23 protein-coding genes are annotated in these 19,652 nt (G+C 40.7%); 22 read left to right on the forward strand and 1 reads right to left on the reverse strand.

The genetic code is table 11. The features are described 5' to 3' along the window. Positions 1 to 69: 69 nt before the first annotated feature. From rsxC to NQ560_RS07290, 7 genes are read left to right on the forward strand one after another with little or no spacing between them, the layout of a single operon-like run. Positions 70 to 1,389 (forward strand): electron transport complex subunit RsxC, encoded by a 1,320-nt coding sequence (gene rsxC, locus NQ560_RS07260; RefSeq protein ID WP_005332896.1) that lies wholly within the window; start codon positions 70 to 72, stop codon positions 1,387 to 1,389. A gap of 44 nt (positions 1,390 to 1,433) precedes the next feature. Further along, a complete protein-coding gene (locus NQ560_RS07265; RefSeq protein ID WP_040015481.1) occupies positions 1,434 to 2,363 on the forward strand; it encodes an RnfABCDGE type electron transport complex subunit D in 930 nt (309 codons plus the stop codon). Further along, positions 2,363 to 2,956: an RnfABCDGE type electron transport complex subunit G gene (locus NQ560_RS07270; protein WP_005332886.1), complete on the forward strand. Its 594-nt coding sequence runs from the start codon at positions 2,363 to 2,365 to the stop codon at positions 2,954 to 2,956. Before NQ560_RS07265 ends, NQ560_RS07270 begins: the two co-directional genes overlap by 1 nt. A gap of 2 nt (positions 2,957 to 2,958) precedes the next feature. Then, the gene (gene rsxE / locus NQ560_RS07275) at positions 2,959 to 3,678 is read left to right on the forward strand and encodes an electron transport complex subunit RsxE (RefSeq protein WP_005332885.1); all 720 of its coding nucleotides are present in this window, start codon (positions 2,959 to 2,961) and stop codon (positions 3,676 to 3,678) included. 14 nt (positions 3,679 to 3,692) lie between these two features. Beyond that, positions 3,693 to 4,277, forward strand: coding sequence for an electron transport complex protein RnfA (locus NQ560_RS07280; RefSeq protein ID WP_005332884.1), 585 nt, complete (start codon positions 3,693 to 3,695; stop codon positions 4,275 to 4,277). A 12-nt stretch (positions 4,278 to 4,289) separates the two neighbouring features. Next, a complete protein-coding gene (locus NQ560_RS07285; RefSeq protein ID WP_005332883.1) occupies positions 4,290 to 5,081 on the forward strand; it encodes an RnfABCDGE type electron transport complex subunit B in 792 nt (263 codons plus the stop codon). An 18-nt stretch (positions 5,082 to 5,099) separates the two neighbouring features. Then, the gene (locus tag NQ560_RS07290) at positions 5,100 to 5,579 is read left to right on the forward strand and encodes a DUF2752 domain-containing protein (protein WP_005332882.1); all 480 of its coding nucleotides are present in this window, start codon (positions 5,100 to 5,102) and stop codon (positions 5,577 to 5,579) included. Positions 5,580 to 5,605: 26 nt separating this feature from the next. Here the strand turns inward: NQ560_RS07290 and NQ560_RS07295 are convergent, their stop codons facing one another. Beyond that, entirely contained in the window at positions 5,606 to 6,583 is a 978-nt protein-coding gene (locus NQ560_RS07295) for an FAD:protein FMN transferase (protein ID WP_052302920.1), read from the reverse strand. A gap of 198 nt (positions 6,584 to 6,781) precedes the next feature. Here NQ560_RS07295 and NQ560_RS07300 point away from each other — a divergent pair, with 198 nt between their 5' ends. From NQ560_RS07300 to NQ560_RS07370, 15 genes are all read left to right on the forward strand, one after another. After that, positions 6,782 to 7,153 carry a NusG domain II-containing protein gene (locus tag NQ560_RS07300; protein ID WP_005332880.1) on the forward strand — a complete coding sequence of 124 codons (372 nt, stop codon included), beginning with the start codon at positions 6,782 to 6,784 and terminating at the stop codon, positions 7,151 to 7,153. A gap of 96 nt (positions 7,154 to 7,249) precedes the next feature. Next, entirely contained in the window at positions 7,250 to 7,747 is a 498-nt protein-coding gene (locus NQ560_RS07305) for a Gx transporter family protein (protein WP_040015480.1), read from the forward strand. 19 nt (positions 7,748 to 7,766) lie between these two features. Then, entirely contained in the window at positions 7,767 to 8,378 is a 612-nt protein-coding gene (gene ruvA / locus NQ560_RS07310; protein ID WP_005332878.1) for a Holliday junction branch migration protein RuvA, read from the forward strand. Between the two features lie 19 nt (positions 8,379 to 8,397). After that, positions 8,398 to 9,405 (forward strand): Holliday junction branch migration DNA helicase RuvB, encoded by a 1,008-nt coding sequence (gene ruvB, locus NQ560_RS07315; RefSeq protein ID WP_005332877.1) that lies wholly within the window; start codon positions 8,398 to 8,400, stop codon positions 9,403 to 9,405. A gap of 72 nt (positions 9,406 to 9,477) precedes the next feature. Beyond that, on the forward strand, positions 9,478 to 9,891 hold the full coding sequence (locus NQ560_RS07320; RefSeq protein WP_005332876.1) for a cell division protein ZapA: 414 nt from the start codon (positions 9,478 to 9,480) through the stop codon (positions 9,889 to 9,891). Positions 9,892 to 10,036: 145 nt separating this feature from the next. After that, on the forward strand, positions 10,037 to 12,199 hold the full coding sequence (locus tag NQ560_RS07325; protein WP_005332875.1) for a peptidase U32 family protein: 2,163 nt from the start codon (positions 10,037 to 10,039) through the stop codon (positions 12,197 to 12,199). An 8-nt stretch (positions 12,200 to 12,207) separates the two neighbouring features. Further along, on the forward strand, positions 12,208 to 13,680 hold the full coding sequence (locus NQ560_RS07330) for an FtsW/RodA/SpoVE family cell cycle protein (RefSeq protein ID WP_040015457.1): 1,473 nt from the start codon (positions 12,208 to 12,210) through the stop codon (positions 13,678 to 13,680). Positions 13,681 to 13,717: 37 nt separating this feature from the next. Beyond that, the gene (locus tag NQ560_RS07335; protein ID WP_227274999.1) at positions 13,718 to 15,049 is read left to right on the forward strand and encodes a peptidoglycan D,D-transpeptidase FtsI family protein; all 1,332 of its coding nucleotides are present in this window, start codon (positions 13,718 to 13,720) and stop codon (positions 15,047 to 15,049) included. A gap of 61 nt (positions 15,050 to 15,110) precedes the next feature. Then, positions 15,111 to 15,434 carry a hypothetical protein gene (locus NQ560_RS07340; RefSeq protein WP_005332872.1) on the forward strand — a complete coding sequence of 108 codons (324 nt, stop codon included), beginning with the start codon at positions 15,111 to 15,113 and terminating at the stop codon, positions 15,432 to 15,434. A gap of 6 nt (positions 15,435 to 15,440) precedes the next feature. Further along, positions 15,441 to 16,478: a DUF2953 domain-containing protein gene (locus NQ560_RS07345; RefSeq protein WP_005332871.1), complete on the forward strand. Its 1,038-nt coding sequence runs from the start codon at positions 15,441 to 15,443 to the stop codon at positions 16,476 to 16,478. 15 nt (positions 16,479 to 16,493) lie between these two features. Next, positions 16,494 to 16,886, forward strand: a complete 393-nt coding sequence (locus tag NQ560_RS07350; protein ID WP_005332870.1) for a GerW family sporulation protein — start codon at positions 16,494 to 16,496, stop codon at positions 16,884 to 16,886. Between the two features lie 72 nt (positions 16,887 to 16,958). Continuing rightward, complete coding sequence (locus NQ560_RS07355) at positions 16,959 to 17,099, forward strand: hypothetical protein (RefSeq protein ID WP_005332869.1); 141 nt, start codon at positions 16,959 to 16,961, stop codon at positions 17,097 to 17,099. Positions 17,100 to 17,240: 141 nt separating this feature from the next. Next, a complete protein-coding gene (rpmB, locus tag NQ560_RS07360; RefSeq protein ID WP_005332867.1) occupies positions 17,241 to 17,429 on the forward strand; it encodes a 50S ribosomal protein L28 in 189 nt (62 codons plus the stop codon). A gap of 164 nt (positions 17,430 to 17,593) precedes the next feature. After that, positions 17,594 to 17,953, forward strand: coding sequence for an Asp23/Gls24 family envelope stress response protein (locus NQ560_RS07365; RefSeq protein ID WP_040015456.1), 360 nt, complete (start codon positions 17,594 to 17,596; stop codon positions 17,951 to 17,953). An 18-nt stretch (positions 17,954 to 17,971) separates the two neighbouring features. Beyond that, positions 17,972 to 19,648, forward strand: coding sequence for a DAK2 domain-containing protein (locus tag NQ560_RS07370; RefSeq protein WP_005332861.1), 1,677 nt, complete (start codon positions 17,972 to 17,974; stop codon positions 19,646 to 19,648). Positions 19,649 to 19,652: the final 4 nt, after the last annotated feature.

Here is a 19,652-nt window from a genome sequence, read left to right on the forward strand (position 1 = left end):
TAACACTGGAAAAATCAGATATTTTCTAGTATAGTATAAAAAGACAAATTAGGAAGGAAGGATAAAAGGATGTCATTGTTAACATTTAAAGGTGGAGTTCATCCGAATGACGGCAAAGCTCTGGCAAAAGATAAAGCAATTGTCCAGGTACAGCCGAAAGGTGATCTGGTATATCCGATGTCACAGCATATCGGTGCACCGGCAGTACCGATTGTGGCAAAAGGTGACCATGTCCTTAGAGGACAGATGATTGCGGAAGCCGGTGGTTTTGTATCAGCGCCAATTTACGCATCAGTTTCTGGAACCGTAAAAGTTATTGAACCGCGTTTCACTCCGGCTGGCTCCAAAGTCAACAGCATTGTGATTGAAAATGACGGAGAGTATGAGGAAGTTGAGTACAGTACACCAAAGGCAGTGTCAGAGATGTCAAAAGAAGAAATTCTGAATGCAATCGGAGATGCCGGAATTGTCGGTATGGGTGGAGCTGGATTTCCAACAAAGGTAAAATTATCTCCAAAAGAACCGGATAAGATCGATTATATCATTGCCAATTGTGCGGAGTGTGAGCCTTATATTACAGCAGATTACAGACAGATTTTGGAGCATGGCGAGGAGTTAGTAGAAGGTATGAAGATAATTCTTCGACTGTTTGATAATGCAAAAGGTCTTTTTGGAGTAGAAGATAATAAACCGGACTGTATTGAAAAATTAAAAGAACTGACAAAAGATGAGCCACGTATGGAAGTGCTGAAACTCCAGACAAAGTACCCACAGGGGGGTGAGCGTCAGCTCATTTATGCAACAACTGGACGTGCGATTAATTCATCAATGCTTCCGGCTGATGCTGGTTGTGTTGTAGACAATGTTGCTACGATTTCAGCAATTTACCGTGCAGTTGCAAAAGGTGAGCCATCTATGGATAGAATTGTAACAGTCAGTGGAGATGCAGTTCATGAACCTGGCAACTTCAAAGCGCCATTTGGTATGAATCAGGCAGAATTGATTGAAGCAGCTGGAGGCTATAAGGTTGATCCGGAGAAGATTATTTCCGGAGGTCCGATGATGGGATTTTCTATGTTTACAGTGGATGTTCCGGTAACAAAGACTTCTTCATCCATTCTCTGCTTCACAAAGGATGAAGTTGCACAGTACGAGCCGACAGCATGTATTAATTGTGGAAGATGTGTGGAGGTCTGTCCAAGTCGTCTGATTCCATCAAGACTTGCAGATTATGCGGAACACCATGATGAAGAAGCATTTACGAAACACGAAGGCCTGGAATGCATGGAATGTGGATCTTGTAGTTATGTCTGCCCGGCTAAGCGTCAGTTGAAGCAGGCAATCGGTTCTATGAGAAAAACAGCACTTGCAAATCGCAAGAAGAAATAAGAAAGAATAAGAGGTGAATCAACGTGAGCGATCAAACATTAAAAATGTCATCATCACCACATATCCGTGATAATATGACAACCAGCAAGATTATGCTCATGGTAGTAATTGCACTGCTGCCTGCATCTGCGTTCGGTATATATAATTTTGGAGTTCCGGCGCTCATTATGCTCATCAGTACGACAGCATCTGCAGTACTGACAGAATATATTTATGAAAAATTAATGCACAAAAAAATTACAATCGGGGATTACAGTGCTGTTGTAACAGGACTGCTTCTGGGGCTTAATATGCCACCTACAGCACCATGGTGGATGGGTGCACTTGGAAGTGTATTTGGTATCTTGATTGTAAAACAGCTTTTTGGAGGTCTGGGACAGAACTTTATGAACCCGGCACTTGGAGCAAGATGTTTCCTTTTGATTTCTTTTACAAGTCAGATGACGACATTCGTCTATGACGGAGTAACAGGAGCAACACCACTGGCGCTTCTGAAGTCAGGGAAAGCTGTTAATTCTATGGACATGCTGATCGGAACAATTCCTGGAACAATTGGTGAGACTTCAGTGATTGCAATTATCATTGGAGCAATCTTCTTAATTTTAATGGGAATTATTGATCTTCGTATCCCTGGTACATATATTGTGACATTCGTTATCTTTATTGGTATATTTGGACATTTCCAGAATCCGGCTGTAGGATTTTTTGATGCACAGTATATTACAGCACATCTGTGTGGCGGTGGACTGATGCTTGGTGCATGGTTCATGGCAACGGATTATGTAACATGTCCGATCACGCCAAAGGGACAATACGTGTATGGAATCTTGCTTGGAATTCTGACTGGACTCTTCCGTCTGTTCGGCGGTTCCGCAGAGGGAGTTTCCTATGCGATCATTATCAGTAACTTAATTGTACCATTGATCGAGAGAGTTACTCTCCCAAAACCATTTGGTAAAGGAGGAGAGAAATAATGAATAAGATTTTGAAAAACACATTGATTCTGACTGCTATCACTTTGATTGCAGGACTTGGACTTGGTCTCGTTCATGAGATAACTCTGAATCCAATCGCCCAGGCGCAGGAAAAGGCGAAAAAAGAAGCTTGGCAGGCTGTATTTCCAGATGCAAAGCTTGATGAGTTTAAAGAGACAGATGTAGATCAGAAGGCTGCAAAGCAGGCAATCAGTGATCTTGGTGTTAATGCAACTATTGACGAAGTCTGTACAGTTGGTGATACAGGATATGTCATCACAACAACCGATAAGGACGGATATGGCGGAGATATTCAGGTTAGTGTTGGTATCCAGTCTGATGGTACTGTGACAGGTGTTTCCTTCCTTTCTATCAGTGAGACTGCAGGTCTTGGTATGAAAGCAAAAGAACCGTCTTTCTATGAACAGTATGTAGGAAAGAATCCGACAAAGTTTGCTGTGTCAAAAGATGGAGGAGACGGTGAGCAGATAGATGCTTTAAGTGGTGCAACAATCACTTCAAGAGCAGTGACCGGAGCTGTCAATGCGGCCCTTGGCTATTATCAGAATGCATTTGGACAGGGAGGTAATTAAAGATGAATAAATGTACGGAAAGAGTTTATAATGGACTGATTAAAGAGAACCCTACTTTTGTTCTGATGCTTGGTATGTGTCCGACACTTGCGGTTACGACATCTGCAATCAATGGAGTTGGTATGGGACTTTCAACAACAGTTGTACTGGTCCTTTCCAATATGTTGATTTCCATGCTACGTAAGATCATACCGGATTCAGTCAGAATGCCGGCGTTCATTGTAGTTGTTGCTTCATTTGTAACAATTGTTCAGTTCCTGTTAGAAGGATTTGTGCCGAGTCTTTATGATGCACTTGGACTTTACATTCCACTGATTGTAGTAAACTGTATCATTCTTGGACGTGCTGAGAGCTATGCTTCCAAGAACCCGGTTCTTCCTTCTATCTTTGATGGAATTGGTATGGGACTTGGATTTACATTTGGACTTGCATGCATTGGTATTGTTCGTGAGTTCATCGGAACAGGAGCAATTTTCGGAAAACAGATTCTGCCGCTTGCAGATCTTGCAGCCGGACAGGGCGGTTATGTCCCGGTAACAATCTTTATCCTGCCACCAGGAGCATTCCTTGTTCTTGCATTCTTGGTTGCAGGTATGAATAAAATCAGAAAAAATGCTGAAAAGAAAGGCAAGAAAATCGCAGAGCCTCAAGGATGTTGCTCAGACTGTGCCGGATGTGCCGGATGTAGCGGAAAAGTATTTCCAACAGGCGATGAAGAATAGGAGGAGTGCAGAGTATGAAGACATTATCAGAATTACTGATTATTGCAATCGGTTCAGCTATTGTAAATAACGTTGTACTCAGCCAGTTTCTTGGAATTTGTCCATTCCTTGGAGTATCCAAAAAAGTTGAGACAGCTACAGGTATGGGAGGAGCAGTTGTGTTTGTTATTACACTTTCTTCCCTGTTGACAAGTTTGATTTATAAATTTATTCTTGTTCCATTAGGATTTGAATATCTGCAGACGATTGTATTTATATTATTTATTGCAGCACTCGTTCAGTTTGTTGAGATGTTTCTGAAAAAAGCGATGCCATCACTTTATCAGGCACTTGGAGTATATCTTCCACTGATCACAACAAACTGTGCGGTTCTTGGTGTAGCACTTACAAATGTCCAGAAAGATTATACAATTTTAGAAGGCGTTGTAAATGGTGTTGGAACATCTGTTGGATTTTTGATTGCAATCGTAATTATGGCAGGTATTCGTGAGAAGATTGAGTACAATGATATTTCAGAGTCCTTCCAGGGGACGCCAATTGTCTTGCTTACAGCATGTCTTATGGCAATTGCGTTCTGTGGATTTTCAGGACTGATATAGGAGGGATAGACAATGAATATTACAGCTGTTATTATTGCTGCTGTTATCGTAGGTGGTACTGGCTTGTTCATTGGTGTATTCCTTGGACTTGCCGGAAAGAAATTTGCGGTTGAAGTAGATGAGAGAGAAGAGGCAATTCTTGGAGTGCTTCCGGGAAATAACTGTGGCGGTTGTGGATATGCCGGATGCTCCGGCCTTGCTGCAGCAATTGCAAAGGGAGAAGCGGAAGTTGGAAGCTGTCCGGTCGGAGGTGCACCAGTCGCAGCCAAGATTGGTGAGATTATGGGAGTGTCTGCAGGCGAGCAGATCCATGAAGTAGCATTTGTAAAATGTGGTGGAACATGTGAGCAGGCAGCAACAGATTACGAATATCATGGAATTGGTGACTGTGTCATGGTCAATATGATGCAGAATGGCGGGCCAAAGACTTGTACATATGGATGTCTTGGAGAAGGAACGTGTGTGAAAGCCTGTCCGTTTGATGCAATCCACATTGTTGATGGCGTTGCTGTGGTTGATAAAGAAGCTTGTAAAGCTTGTGGAAAATGTGTTGCCGCGTGTCCTCGTAAATTGATTGAGATTGTGCCATATGACATGAAACATCTTGTAAAATGTAATTCTAAAGACAAGGGTAAAGATGTCATGAAGGCATGTAAAGTTGGATGCATTGGCTGCAAGATGTGTGAAAAAGCATGCCAGTTTGATGCTGTTAAGGTTCTGGATAATGTTGCGCATATTGATCCGGAAAAATGTACCGGATGCGGTGCATGTGCGGCAAAATGTCCGAAGAAAGTTATTCTCTAGAAAGAATTAAAGTGGAAGATGGAGAAAAAACGTAATCTGAAACAAAGATTAAAAGTTGGAAAAACGATATTTTTTAAAGATGTGAAACATGCAAAATGGGCGATACTTTCAGTATTCGCCTATTTTGTGTTGCTTAGGAAATTTTTTATTACAATCTGTCCGGCTGTGCTGATTACCGGACTTCCGTGTCCGGGTTGTGGCATGACGAGAGCACTTATACGTCTTTTGCATCTGGATTTTGCGGGAGCTTGGCAGATGCATCCATTTGTATATCTTTTTATGATTTTTATTCTGTGGTTCGGAATACGAAGATATATATTGGGAATTTCTGATACAAAAAAAGCATGGAAAATTCTTGCCATGCTTGGAATATTGATGATTTTGTTTTATATCTGGCGGATGCTCCGGTATTTTCCCGGAAATCCGCCAATGAGTTATTATTATGGAAATGTGTTATTGAATCTGCACCATATTATTAAAAGCTTCTTACAAATCTGAAAGATGAAAATAAGTATTTGCCGAAATTACCGAAGAAAATTCTTTGTGTAGTGAATTTCGTTGTCATTTGTAATAAACAATGCATCTACATTTTCTAACTGATCGATCAGATCGTTGGCAGCTTCATATCCCATGAGATAACATACTGTACTCAGAGCATCAGCTGTCAGGGAAGAATCAGTAATGATTGTATCGCTGTACAATGTATTCTCACATGGATAACCTGTGCGAGGATCAAGAATGTGATGGTAAATTTTCCCATCTGCCTCAAAGTAACGCTGGTAAATCCCGGTTGTAACAACAGATTTATTTGCTACTTTGATGGAAGTGATCGGTTCTCCGGTCTCGCCAAATGGTTTCTGGATTCCGATGTTATATTTGGAGCCGTCGGTCTTGGATCCGAGCAGAAGGATATTTCCTCCCAAATCTATGACTGCATGTTTTACACCATTTTTTTTCAGATAATCTTTGATACGATCCGCAATATATCCTTTGGCAATAGCACCTACATCAATGGAAGCGTTTGGATCCAAAAGCTGGACGGTGTTATCAGATACGCTGATATTTTTGTAATTTACGTGACTGAGCGCAGAGGCAATTGCATCTGCATCTGGAACAGTTCCGGAACCAGAAGTAAAATCCCATAATTGGGAAACAGATCCAATCGTGATATCAAAAGATCCATTGGATAAATCGCCGTAGTAGATACCTTTTTTGATAAGTGTCGCAGTATCAGAGGAAACAGCTACCGGCATGCCTTGGGCATGATTGATATTGTAAATGTCACTGCCTTCTACATACATAGAAAACATGGTATTGTATTTTTGACAAAGACTTTTTAATCCGCTCATGACATTCTTGTTTACAGGATCCAGAATCTGGACCTTTACAACTGTATCGTAAAGTGTGTCGGAATAAGTTTGGTCTTTTGCATTCGCAGAACTGCAGCCACATAAGAGCATGGCAACTGAACTTAGAACAGCAATCATTTGTTTTAGTTTCATAATAATCTCCATTTTCAAGTATTTATAACTATGGTAATTATAACATGAAATATGAGATATGCAATGCTATTGTTCTTTCAGACACTTGACACTAGCTGCCTTGAGTTTAAGAAAGTGATTCTGGTGAAAGAAACAATCGAACATGTGGTTGCATAGATAGAAGTACTGTGCTAAAATATCCGTAGAGAGGTAGCCAAGATGAAAAATAGATTGAAGAAAAAAGATATTGTACTAATGATCATCATTCTGGTAGTGGCGGGATCGTGTATGTTGTTACATAGGATTATTGGAGAGAAAAGTGCGGATTACATTACGGTAAAGGTGAATGGAAAGATAGAAGGCGTATATAGTCTGGCAGATGATCAGGAGATCGTGCTGAATAATGGAAGCAATGTTTTGAAAATCAAGAATGGAGAAGCTGATATGATCCGTGCGGATTGCCCGGATCAGCTCTGTGTGAAGCAGAAGGCGGTTTCTAAGAATAAAGAAAGTATTATCTGCCTGCCGAATAAGATTATTGTGGAAGTTGACAGCCATCAGAACAGCCAGTATGATGCGGTAAGTAATTAAAGTTCAGAATTAGTGTCCGTGAAGCAGTAGCATTATGTGCCACAGCGGATAAAGAATAAGAAAGAGCAGCCTGATATAGTAGGAGGAGACATAAAAGTGAAAAACCGCGTAGCATATTTTGGAGTATTTACAGCGCTTGCATTGATTTTTAGCTATATAGAAACTCTTGTTCCGATTTCGTTTGGAATCCCGGGAGTCAAGCTTGGGCTGGCTAATCTGATTATCGTGATTGCACTTTATAAGATACCGCTTAGGGAAGTGTATGTATTATCTATAGTACGTGTCCTTTTAAGCGGTGTTTTGTTTGGAAATTATTTTAGTATTGCGTATAGTCTGGCAGGTGGATTACTTAGTTTAACTGTGATGGCACTTTTGAAAAAGGCAGGAGGATTCAGTGTTATTGGAATCAGTATTGCAGGCGGTGTCTGTCACAATATTGGACAACTGGTTGTTGCAATGATTGTTGTTGAGACATTTGCAATGTCATATTATATGCCGGTGCTTCTTGTTGCCGGACTGATTACGGGATTTTTGATCGGTGTTGTTGCAGATCAGGTGCTTAGGAGAATAAGCGATATTATGTTTTTAGAGTAGAAGGAGCAGAGGAGGTACTATGATATCGTATATACGAGGTGAGCTGGCTGCTCAATATGAAGATAAAGTAATTGTAGATGTAGGAGGCGTAGGATATGGAATTTATATGTCAGCGCAATCTATGAGTAAGCTTCCACCGATTGGAAGTGAAGTGAAGATACATACTTATTTGAATGTCAAGGAAGATTCAATGCAGCTGTTTGGATTTCTGACAGTAGATGATTTGAATGTATTTAAGTTACTGATCGGAGTCAGTGGAATCGGACCTAAAGGAGGTCAGGCAATTCTGTCGGTATTGTCACCAGATGATCTGAGGTTTGCAGTTATGGCTGATGATGTGAAAGCCATTTCATCCGCACCGGGGATCGGGAAAAAAACAGCGCAGAAGTTGATTGTGGAACTTAAGGATAAGTTGAGCATCGAAGATGCTCTGGAACATGCAATAACAGAAGATGGTGCTTTAAAAGCCCAGATGTCAACAGGAGGAGAGATTCAAAGCGAAGCGGTTCAGGCGCTGGTTGCATTGGGATACGGCAATACAGAAGCACTGAAAGCTGTGAAACAGGTGGAAATCACACCAGATATGCAGGTGGAAGAATTGCTTAAACGAGCATTGAAGTTCATGTTCTGATTACTGCAAGGGGAGAGATATGAGCAGGAGAATTATAACAACAGAGAATCTGGAAGAGGATGTCAAGATTGAAAGTCACCTAAGGCCCCAGCTTTTAGATGATTATATTGGACAGGAAAAAGCAAAAGAGATTTTAAAAGTATACATTACTGCAGCAAAAGAGAGGGGGGAAACCCTGGATCATGTACTTTTTTATGGCCCTCCAGGCCTTGGTAAAACAACACTGGCCGGAATTATTGCTAATGAGATGCATGTGAATATTAAGATTACATCTGGACCGGCAATCGAAAAGCCGGGTGAGATGGCAGCAATCCTCAATAATCTGCAGGAGGGAGATGTACTTTTTGTAGATGAAATTCATCGTTTGAATCGTCAGGTGGAAGAAGTTCTTTATCCGGCTATGGAAGATTATGCGATAGATATTATGATTGGAAAGGGAGCAAGTGCCAGATCCATTCGACTGGATCTTCCGAAGTTTACATTGGTGGGAGCAACAACTCGTGTCGGCATGCTGACGGCACCGCTCAGAGACCGATTTGGTGTGATTCACCGATTGGAGTTTTATACAGTTGAAGAACTTAAGAGAATTATTGCCCGGTCAGCAAAGGTTCTTGATGTAGGGATAGATGATGCCGGAGCTACTGCACTTGCGAGACGTTCCAGGGGGACGCCGAGACTTGCAAATCGTCTTTTGAAACGTGTGAGAGATTTTGCTCAGGTGAAGTATGATGGATATATTACAGAAGATGTGGCGAATTATGCACTGGATCTTCTTGACGTAGATAAGTGTGGACTAGATCAGACAGACCGGAATCTTTTAATGACGATCATAGAAAGATTTGATGGCGGTCCTGTTGGACTGGATACTCTGGCGGCTTCTTTGAGTGAGGATTCAGGAACAATAGAGGATGTGTACGAGCCATATTTATTGAAGAATGGATTTATTCAGAGAACACCGAGAGGGCGGATCGTGACAGATCTTGCGTATGCACATTTAGGGATTTTGAAGCAAAATCATGAAAAATAGTTGGTTTTTATGACAGTTTAGTTTATAATAAATTATATTCATAAGAAATAGCAGAGTTTGTGGGAGGCTTTTATGGCATCATCAAAGAATTTTACAGAAGTTTTAATTGGAGGAAAAGTATTCACTTTAAGTGGATTTGAAAGTGAAGAATATCTGCAGAAGGTATCTACATATTTGAATCATAAGATTGACGAATGCAGCAGTAGTGAGGGATATCGTAAGCAGAGTGCAGAGACAAGAAGTGTTCTGCTGGCACTTAATATTGCGGATGATTATTTTAAAGCACGAAAACAGGGCGGTACACTGGAAAGTGATATTGAAGCAAAAGATAAAGAGATGTATGATCTGAAGCATGAACTGATATCTGTACAGATCAAATTAGAGAATGCGGATAAAGCATTGGACAAGTTAAAGGAAGAGAACAAGGAACTTCAGATGAAGATTGTTCAACTGGAGACAGAGATTAAGAATAATAAAGAGAATTAGAATATGAGAGGGGCTGTCGGATTGACGGCCCTTTTTAAAGATAAAGATACCGGAATGACAGAAAAATCATAGAAAATGACAGAGAATTAAAAACTCCTGAATCCTGGTATTCTTGAATAATAATTAATTTAAGGACGAAATCAGAATGAAAAGAGAAATTGAGATACTTGCGCCGGCGGGTTCATGGGAATGCCTGGAAGCAGCGGTCTGTGCCGGAGCAGATGCGATATATATAGGGGGGAGCCGTTTCGGGGCAAGGGCGCATGCGGATAATCTGAATGAGGAACGCATGTTGGAAGCAATTGACTATGTGCATCTGCACGGACGTAAATTATATATGACAGTCAATACGTTATTGAAAGAGCAGGAACTGGGAGAACTTGTAGATTATCTCTGCCCATATTACGAACAAGGGCTGGATGCAGTGATTGTGCAGGATATCGGGGCTATGCGCTTGATTCGGGAAGCATTTCCGGATCTTCCGCTTCATGTAAGTACTCAGGCAACTGTGACACAAACACTGAGCGCACAACTTTTTCAGAGAATGGGAGCAGAGAGAATTGTGCCGGCAAGAGAGTTGTCTCTGGAAGAAATTAAGAATATGAAAAATGCAACTGGTCTGGAGATAGAATGTTTTGTGCATGGTGCTTTGTGTTACTGCTATTCCGGACAGTGCTTAATGAGCAGTATGATTGGCGGGCGGAGTGGAAACCGCGGGGAGTGTGCGCAGCCATGCAGACTTCCATATCGAGTTGAAAGTCGAAAATCTGCAGATCTAATGAGCCTGAAAGATCTTTGTACGATTGATATGATACCCGAACTTGTTGAGGCAGGAATTGATTCTTTTAAGATTGAAGGGCGCATGAAACAGCCGGATTATGTATATACGGTGGCGCAGATGTATCGGAAATATACAGATATTTATCTGCAAAAAGGGAAAAAAGGGTTCCATGTCACAAAGGAGGACAAAGAAAAGCTGGAAAATTGTTACCGCCGAAGAGGGTACTGTGATGGGTACTACAGAAAGCAGAACGGAAAAGAGATGCTTTCTTTGAAGCGTCCCGGAAAAGAGACGGAACTGAAGAAAGAAAAAATGGATTACATATTACAGGAAAAAATTGACGGAACCCTAAATCTTGCAGAAGGCACTGTCTCAGAACTGACTGTATGGCTGCATGACAGACCGGAAATGACGGTAACTGTGACAGGAGATATGGTCCAGACTGCAAAAAATCAACCCCTTGCGGCAGAACGGATCGAAAAGCAGATACGGAAAACCGGAAATACTCCGTTTGTATTTGAAGAGGTGTATATCGATGTGTCTGGAAATCTGTTTCTGCCGATGCAGAGTCTGAATGAACTACGTAGAGCAGCGCTCTCGGATCTGGAAGTGCAGATTACAGAAGAATATCGCCGGCATATGATCTGGTCGGAGATTCAGGCAGAAGACATGTCTGATAATAAGTTTGAAAATAGCAGAAGAAATTATGAGTTTCAGATTTCAGTAGAGACAGTGGAACAGTTAAAGCTGGCTTTAGCCAGGGAATATGTTGATCGCATCTTTATATCTGATGCAATCGCATTTGATGAAACAGTTATCGACATGTTAGAAGAATACCGCTTAAACATGAGAGATAAAAAACATGAATCAAAGATTTGTCTGGCGATGCCATACATTTTCAGGGAAAAAGCAATGAATATCTACAAGGTATATTTTGAGAAGATCAGCCAGTATTATGAAGGTGTTCTTGTTCGGAACTGGGAAGCTTTAGAATGGATGAAATCAAAAGGATATAAAGGGGAGATTCTGTCAGATTATAATTTGTACGGATGGAATAACAGGGCAATAAAAGAATTGTCAGAACTTGGAATTGATCAGTATACGTCTTCCGTTGAATTGAATTTCCGGGAGCTTAGTGAACTGTCTAGGGGAGGTAATCTGATTGTCTACGGGTATCAGCCTGTAATGATTACAGCAAACTGTATCAGAAGGACGATGGAGGGCTGTCTTGGAAAAGATAGTATGTTATATATTACAGATCGCCTTGGAAATAAATTTCCTGTTAAAAATTACTGTAAATACTGTTATAATGTAATATATAATTCAGCTCCGATTGTTCTTTTGGATCAGAAAAATGAAATCAGGAGCCTGGAACCATCTGGAATCCGTCTGAATTTTACATTAGAAAAAGAACGGGAGATGGAACAAATCTTAGAAAGTTATAAAAATGTTTTTCTGGAGGATAAAGAGATACCGATGCCAGATATCAGTTTTACCAGAGGACATTTTAAGCGAGGAGTAAAGTAGGTGAAAAATTGGTAAACATTATTGTTGAATTGTCAAAATATCTGATGATCATATTGATGACTTCGTACACATTCTTGTGTTTCAGTATTTTTGGATATCAAGATCCGGATAAAAAGAAGAGTCTTTTAAGGCAGCAGAATGTGCTGATGTTCATGATACATATTATTGCATATTTGGTCATGTACTTGGAACAGGAGGATATCAAGCTTCTTGCATTTTATCTGATGCAGGTAGTGCTGTTTGGAACTACTATATTGCTATATACGAATATTTATCCGAGAGTGTCCAGATTGGTCGTAAATAATATGTGTATGCTATTATGTATCGGTATGATCATGTTGACGAGACTAAGTTATTCCAATGCAGTAAAACAGTTCGTTATTGCAGCAGGTGGTGTGGCAATCAGTCTGGTAGTACCAGTCGTGATCCGAAAGGTGAAAAAGCTTTCGGAATGGAGAAAGGTTTATGCAATTATTGGTATTGTATCTCTGGCTCTTGTCATTGTAATTGGTTCTGTGTCTTATGGAGCAAAGCTTGGTTTTCAGGTGGCAGGAATTAACGTTCAGCCGTCTGAGCTTGTGAAAATTGTATTTGTATTTTTTGTGGCTTCCAGTTTTAAACAGTCCATGGCATTTAAAGATATCGTTGTGACAACAGCACTAGCAGCGTTTCATGTATTGATTTTGGTTGCGTCAAAGGATCTTGGAGCTGCACTGATTATATTTGTAGTGTACTTGGTTATGCTGTATGTGGCAACCAGACAGCCCTTATATGTATTGGCAGGACTAGGAGCCGGAAGTGTAGCTTCAGTGGGGGCATATTACTTGTTTAATCACGTTAGGAACCGTGTAATCGCCTGGAAAGATCCGATTGCTTCATATAGCGGAAGCGGATATCAGGTGGCACAGTCTTTATTTGCAATTGGAACAGGAAGCTGGTTCGGTATGGGACTGTTCCAGGGACAGCCAGATACGATTCCTGTTGCATCGTCAGATTTTATCTTTTCTGCAATCTGCGAGGAGATGGGGCTGATTTTCGGATTATGCATGACGTTGGTATGTGTTAGTTGTTATGTAATGTTTTTAAACATTGCGATGCAGCTTCGCAATATGTTTTATAAACTGGTAGCACTGGGGCTTGGAACTTGTTACATTTTTCAGGTGTTCTTGAATATTGGAGGAGTAACAAAATTCATTCCATCTACTGGAGTGACACTTCCGCTTGTCAGTTACGGAGGAAGTTCTATACTCAGTACATTGATCATGTTTGCAATTATTCAGGGACTTTATATTTTAAGAGAAGACGAGGAAGAGAATCTTGAAAGAAAAAAGAAGGAAAGGTTACGAGCAGAGAGAGGCAGAGGAGAGGTTAAAAAGAGAGCGCGAAAAACGGCAGATGTCCCGCAGAGAGCGAAAAGAAGCAGACCGGCAGGACAAGCGCCGAGAAAAGAAAAAGCGCGCCCGCAACAAAGAGTTCGCTAGAGTCACATATATTTTTGTAGCACTGTTTATTGCTATGATGGGTTATATCTCTTATTTTAATGTTGTGAAAAGCAGAGATATCATCAGCAGCCCTTATAATAAGAGGCAGGATTCTTATGCGGACCGTGTGATCCGCGGAAAGATTCTGGACAGAAATGGAAATGTGCTGGCTCAGACAAATGTGGCAGAAGATGGGACAGAGACAAGAGAATATCCGTACAATAATATATTTGCTCATGTGGTCGGTTATACTGCTCAGGGAAAATCTGGTCTGGAGTCTGTTTCTAACTTTGAACTTCTGACTTCCAATGCATTTTTTGTAGACAAATTAAAAAATGAATTCCAGGATAAGAAAAACCAGGGAGATAATGTAGTAACGACACTGGATACAAATCTCCAGGAAGCAGCTTATGATGCACTTGGTTCTAATAAAGGCGCAGTAGTTGTTATGGATCCAAGTACAGGAAAGATTTTAGCTATGGTTTCAAAACCTGATTTTGATCCGAATACAGTCAGCCAAAACTGGGATGAACTCAGCACAAGTGAGGATAGTGTGCTTCTGAATCGTGCAACGCAGGGGCAGTATGCACCTGGTTCTACGTTTAAACTTGTAACAACACTGGAGTTCATGCGTGAAAATGCAGATTTTGATTCCTATTCCTATAACTGTACAGGTTCTATTGAAAGTGGTGATGTTACAATTCATTGCTATGGTGGACACGTACACGGACAGGTGACTTTGAGGGATAGTCTTGCGTATTCATGTAATACTTCATTTTCCAATATCGGAAGATCACTGAATGCAGACACTTACAAGGATACTGCGCAAGAGCTTCTGTTTAATAAGAAACTTCCGTCTGTCCTGCCGTACAGCAAGAGTCAGTTTACGTTGACTTCATCGGACACGGAGGCAGAGCGGATGATGACTGCCATGGGACAGGGAAAAACACAGGTAAGCCCATATCATATGGCTTTGATCACGTCAGCAATTGCCAATGGCGGAACATTGATGAAACCATATCTGGTAGATTCTGTTACCAACAATGCAGGAAATGTGATCGAGAAGACAAAACCGGAGAAATATAAAGATCTGATGACTTCCAAAGAGGCGGCGCAGCTCAAAGATTATATGACGGCTGTTACCGATTATGGAACAGCATCTGTACTTGGTGGACAAAACTACACGGCTGCAGGAAAGACCGGAACGGCAGAATATAGCTCAGATAAGGAAAAAGATCATTCCTGGTTCGTTGGAATTGCTAATGTTGACAACCCGGAACTTGTGATCAGTGTGATTATTGAGCAGGCTGACGGTTCTGCAAAAGCAGTTAATATTGCAAAAAAAGTGTTTGATGCATATTATCAATAAAGAAGATTCTGTGATATGTGCAGGTAATAATTGTAAATAGTTGAGAAAATGGAAAGATAACATGAGATATTATCGCAGACTTTACTGGGGTGAAGACCTGAAAAAGAAAAAAGAAAAGATTATAAGAAGACTGAATACGGGAAAACTTCAAAGAGATATCTATGTACTGGTATTGCCGGAACATGGGTCGAATCAGCTTGAAATTTATAATGCAGCGCTTTTCCTTCAGCCGGATTTTCCAAATGATGATTTCTTTGTTGTAGGAATTGTAAGAGGTTACGAGGCGGCTCTGGAGCTGGTAGAAGAGATCGCCGGGAAAGTGTATGAACAAACAGGAGCGGCGGATATCCGCACATATCTGTTAGAAAGAGAACAGGAAGGCTAAGATGCGATGCTACATATTTTGATTTTGATATTAAAAATAATCGGCATAATAATCGCTGTAATACTGGGAATCCTATTGCTATTGATTGCTATTTTTCTTTTTGTGCCGGTTCATTACGAGGTACAGGGAAGGTGTGATGGTGACCTGGATTCTCTGAAGGGAAAAGTGCAAGTTATCTGGCTTTTGCAGCTTGTTCGGGCGGACATCTTGTATAAGAATGGAAAAATGAAGTGGCGGCTTAGATTTGCATGGATAAAAAGAGGAAATACAGGAGCCGGAAAGAAACAGAAAAAGGTACAGACGCTGCAGAAACAAGCTGAGAAAGCTGAGATTTCTGGAATAGAAGAAGCTGAGAAAACTGAGATTTCAGAAATAGAAGAAGAGGAGAAATCGAATCATGAGAAGAGTATTACAGAAACAGACAAGATTGAAAAGAATGAATCTGAAAAATTTGCAGAAAAATCTGAAGAGAATCTGGCGACGTCGCAGACGATACGCCAAAAGAGTGCGCATGCTCCGGAATCTGAAAAATGGAAAACTGAAAAAGGAATTCCTGAAAAAGAAAAATCCGTGGACAGTGAAAAGAATGGAAGCTTCTATCAGAGGATTCTTTCGTGGATTCAGAAGATAAAATGTACTTTTGGAAAATTGTGTGATAAAATAAAAGCATTGTCGGGAAAGAAAGAAAAGTTGGAAGAATTTCTTCGAGATGAGGTGCATAAAGGGGCATATCACAAATGTAAAAAAGAACTTTTCAGGCTTATGAAACATTTAAAGCCCAAAAAGGCAGATGTGAGGATTATTTATGGATTTGATGATCCGTATTATACCGGACAGGCTTTGGCAGTGTTTGGCGTGCTATATCCATTTGTTGGAGGATGTATAAGTGTGACACCTGATTTTGAACATCAGGTGCTGAAAGGTTCAGCATATTTAAAAGGAAAGATTTATCTGTGGCATTTTGTTCAGAGCGGCTGGAAACTGATCTGGAATAGAAATGTGCGTCAGACTTATCGTGATATTCGTAATTTTAAAATAAAATAACAGGAGGATTTTTATATGGCAGATAATAATTTTAAAGGGACTGTGGAGGCATTGTTCACAGGAATTGATGGAGTTGTTTCATCGAAGACAGTAGTAGGAGATGCAATCCATATCGGGGACACAATCATTCTTCCACTGGTGGATGTATCTTTTGCAATTGGAGCCGGAGCGTTTAATGCGGACAAGAAGGAAAAAGGAGCCGGAGGTGTTGGCGGCAAGATGACACCTTGCGCAGTTCTTGTGATCCAGAATGGACACACAAGACTGGTAAATATTAAGAACCAGGATACGATCACAAAGATTCTTGATATGGTGCCTGACATGGTCGACAAATTTACAGGAGGTAAAGATTCAAAACTTGACGAGAATGATGTGAAGGATATTCTTGACAGCGTAGATGTACAGTAGTTATCTGTAATGTCCGGTCTGTGTGAAGCATAGAATAGAGTAAGATACATTATAAGAGAAGGGTCGATAAAAATGAAACGGGTAGTGGGATTTGCGCTGTTTGGAATAGCAATCGGACTTGTGATCGCCATGCTTTTGCCCAATACATTTGTAACTGTTCTGTGTGTCATACTATGCCTGCTGGCTGGATATAATTTGTTTTGCTGTAAATAACAAAAAAGGCAAATATAAATCTTGATTGAAAAATGTCGGAAAAATCTTGAAAATAATACTTGCTTTTGTGAGAATTATCTGCTAGTATATTATTGTTGCGAGTCTGAAAAAGACTTATTATGAGCGTTAGGAGGTGCAGTCATGGCAAAATGTGCTATTTGTGAAAAGGGTGCTCACTTTGGAAACAACGTAAGCCACTCTCATAGAAAATCCCCAAAAATGTGGAAATCTAATGTAAAATCTGTTCGTGTTAAGACAGAGAACGGAGCTACAAAGAGAATGTATGTTTGTACTTCTTGTTTGAAATCTGGCAAAGTTGAGCGAGCATAATAGTATAAAAGCTCAGATTCCAGAAATGGAATCTGGGCTTTTTTTCGTTATGTGAAAAATGATGATCAGGCAGAACAGTCGGGACATGCCTGTTTTGCCTTGTAATATATAATGAAACAGAGTATAATACATATGTTAAATATACGGATATGGAGGTATCGGATATGAAAGGTTGTATGAGCACGGATCTCGGAATTATTACGATTGATCCTGAAGTGATAGCAAAATATGCAGGAACTGTAGCGGTAGAGTGTTTTGGAATCGTTGGAATGGCTGCAGTGAATATGAAGGATGGTCTGGTTCATCTGTTAAAAAAGGAGAGCCTGACTCGTGGAATTAAGGTGCGTATCTCTGAGGATAACCATGTAAGCTTGAGCTTTCATATCATTGTTGCGTATGGCGTAAGTATTTCAGCGGTTACGGATAACCTGATCAGCAATGTGAAGTATCGTGTGGAAGAGTTTTCCGGAATGCCGGTAGATAAGATTAATATCTATATCGAGGGCGTACGCGTCATTGATTAATCAAGGAGGACATAAGAAGTGGCTACAAAGACAATTGATGCAAATATGCTTGCGAAGATGTTTCTTGCAGGCGCGCAGAATATAGAAGCAAAGAAAGAATTTATCAACGAACTGAATGTATTCCCTGTTCCGGATGGAGATACGGGAACTAATATGACTTTGACAATCCTGTCAGCAGCTAAGGAAGTGACAGCGCTTGCAGATGTTGATATGAAGAACCTGGCAAAAGCAATTTCTTCCGGTTCCTTAAGAGGAGCCAGAGGTAACTCGGGAGTTATTCTTTCTCAGCTTTTAAGAGGGTTTACAAAGTCGATCCGTGATGAAAAAGAGATTGACACTGCAGCCCTTGCAGCAGCTTGCCAGAGAGCAAGAGACACAGCATACAAGGCGGTTATGAAGCCGAAGGAAGGAACAATCCTTACTGTTGCAAGTGGAATCGCAGATAAAGCAGCAGAGCTTGCTCTTGAGACAGAAGATCTTGAGGAGTTTATCCCGGCAGTTATTGAGCATGCGGATGAAGTCCTTCAGAAGACGCCGGAGATGCTCCCGGTTTTGAAAGAAGCAGGGGTAGTGGATTCTGGTGGACAGGGACTCTTAGAAGTTATCCGCGGAGCATATGATGCATTTCTTGGGAAAGAGATTGATTATAGCGCAATTGCACCGGCTGCTGGAAATAGTACAGCAGTAAAAGTCAGCGTCGAGGAAGAAAAAGAGATTAAATTTGGCTACTGTACAGAGTTTATCATTCTTCTCGAAAAGGAATTTACAGAGAACGACGAGCATGAGCTGAAAGCATACTTGTCATCAATTGGTGATTCTATCGTATGTGTAGCAGATGATGAAATCGTGAAGATTCACGTACACACGAATGATCCAGGACTTGCGATTCAGAAAGCACTGACTTATGGACAGTTATCACGCATGAAAATAGATAATATGCGTGAGGAGCATAGGGAAAAACTGATTCGTGATTCCGAGAAGCTTGCAAAAGAACAGGCAGAAGCCGAAGAAGCTAAAAAGACTGCAGAGCCGAAGAAGCCAATGGGATTTATTGCAGTATCTATCGGTGATGGAATGAACGAAATCTTCCGTGAACTTGGAGCAGATTATATCATTGAGGGTGGACAGACTATGAACCCAAGTACAGATGATATGTTAAAAGCCATTGATCAGGTCAATGCAGAGACAATTTTTATTCTTCCAAATAACAAGAATATTATTCTCGCAGCAAATCAGGCAAAAGACCTTGTAGAAGATAAAGAAATCATTGTAATCCCAACAAAGACTGTTCCACAGGGGATTACTGCAATTATTAACTTTGTTCCGGATGCAGATGCAAAGTCTAACGAAGAGACAATGCTTGATGAAATTAAGAATGTGAAAACCGGACAGGTTACTTATGCAGTCCGTGATACACACATTGATGACAAAGAGATTCATCAGGGAGACATTATGGGAATTGGTGATGCAGGAATCCTTTCTGTAGGACAGGATATTGCAGAGACTACACTGGAAATGTTAGAACAGCTTGTAGATGATGATTCGGAACTGATCAGTCTGTATTATGGACAGGATGTGACTGAGGAAGAGGCGGATGCCTTTACACAGGAAGTTGAAAAACTCTATCCAGATATAGATGTTGATGTGCACTGTGGTGGTCAGCCAATCTATTATTATGTATTAGCTGTAGAATAAGAGA

This window comes from Dorea formicigenerans, assembly GCF_025150245.1.
GTDB lineage: Bacteria > Bacillota > Clostridia > Lachnospirales > Lachnospiraceae > Dorea > Dorea formicigenerans.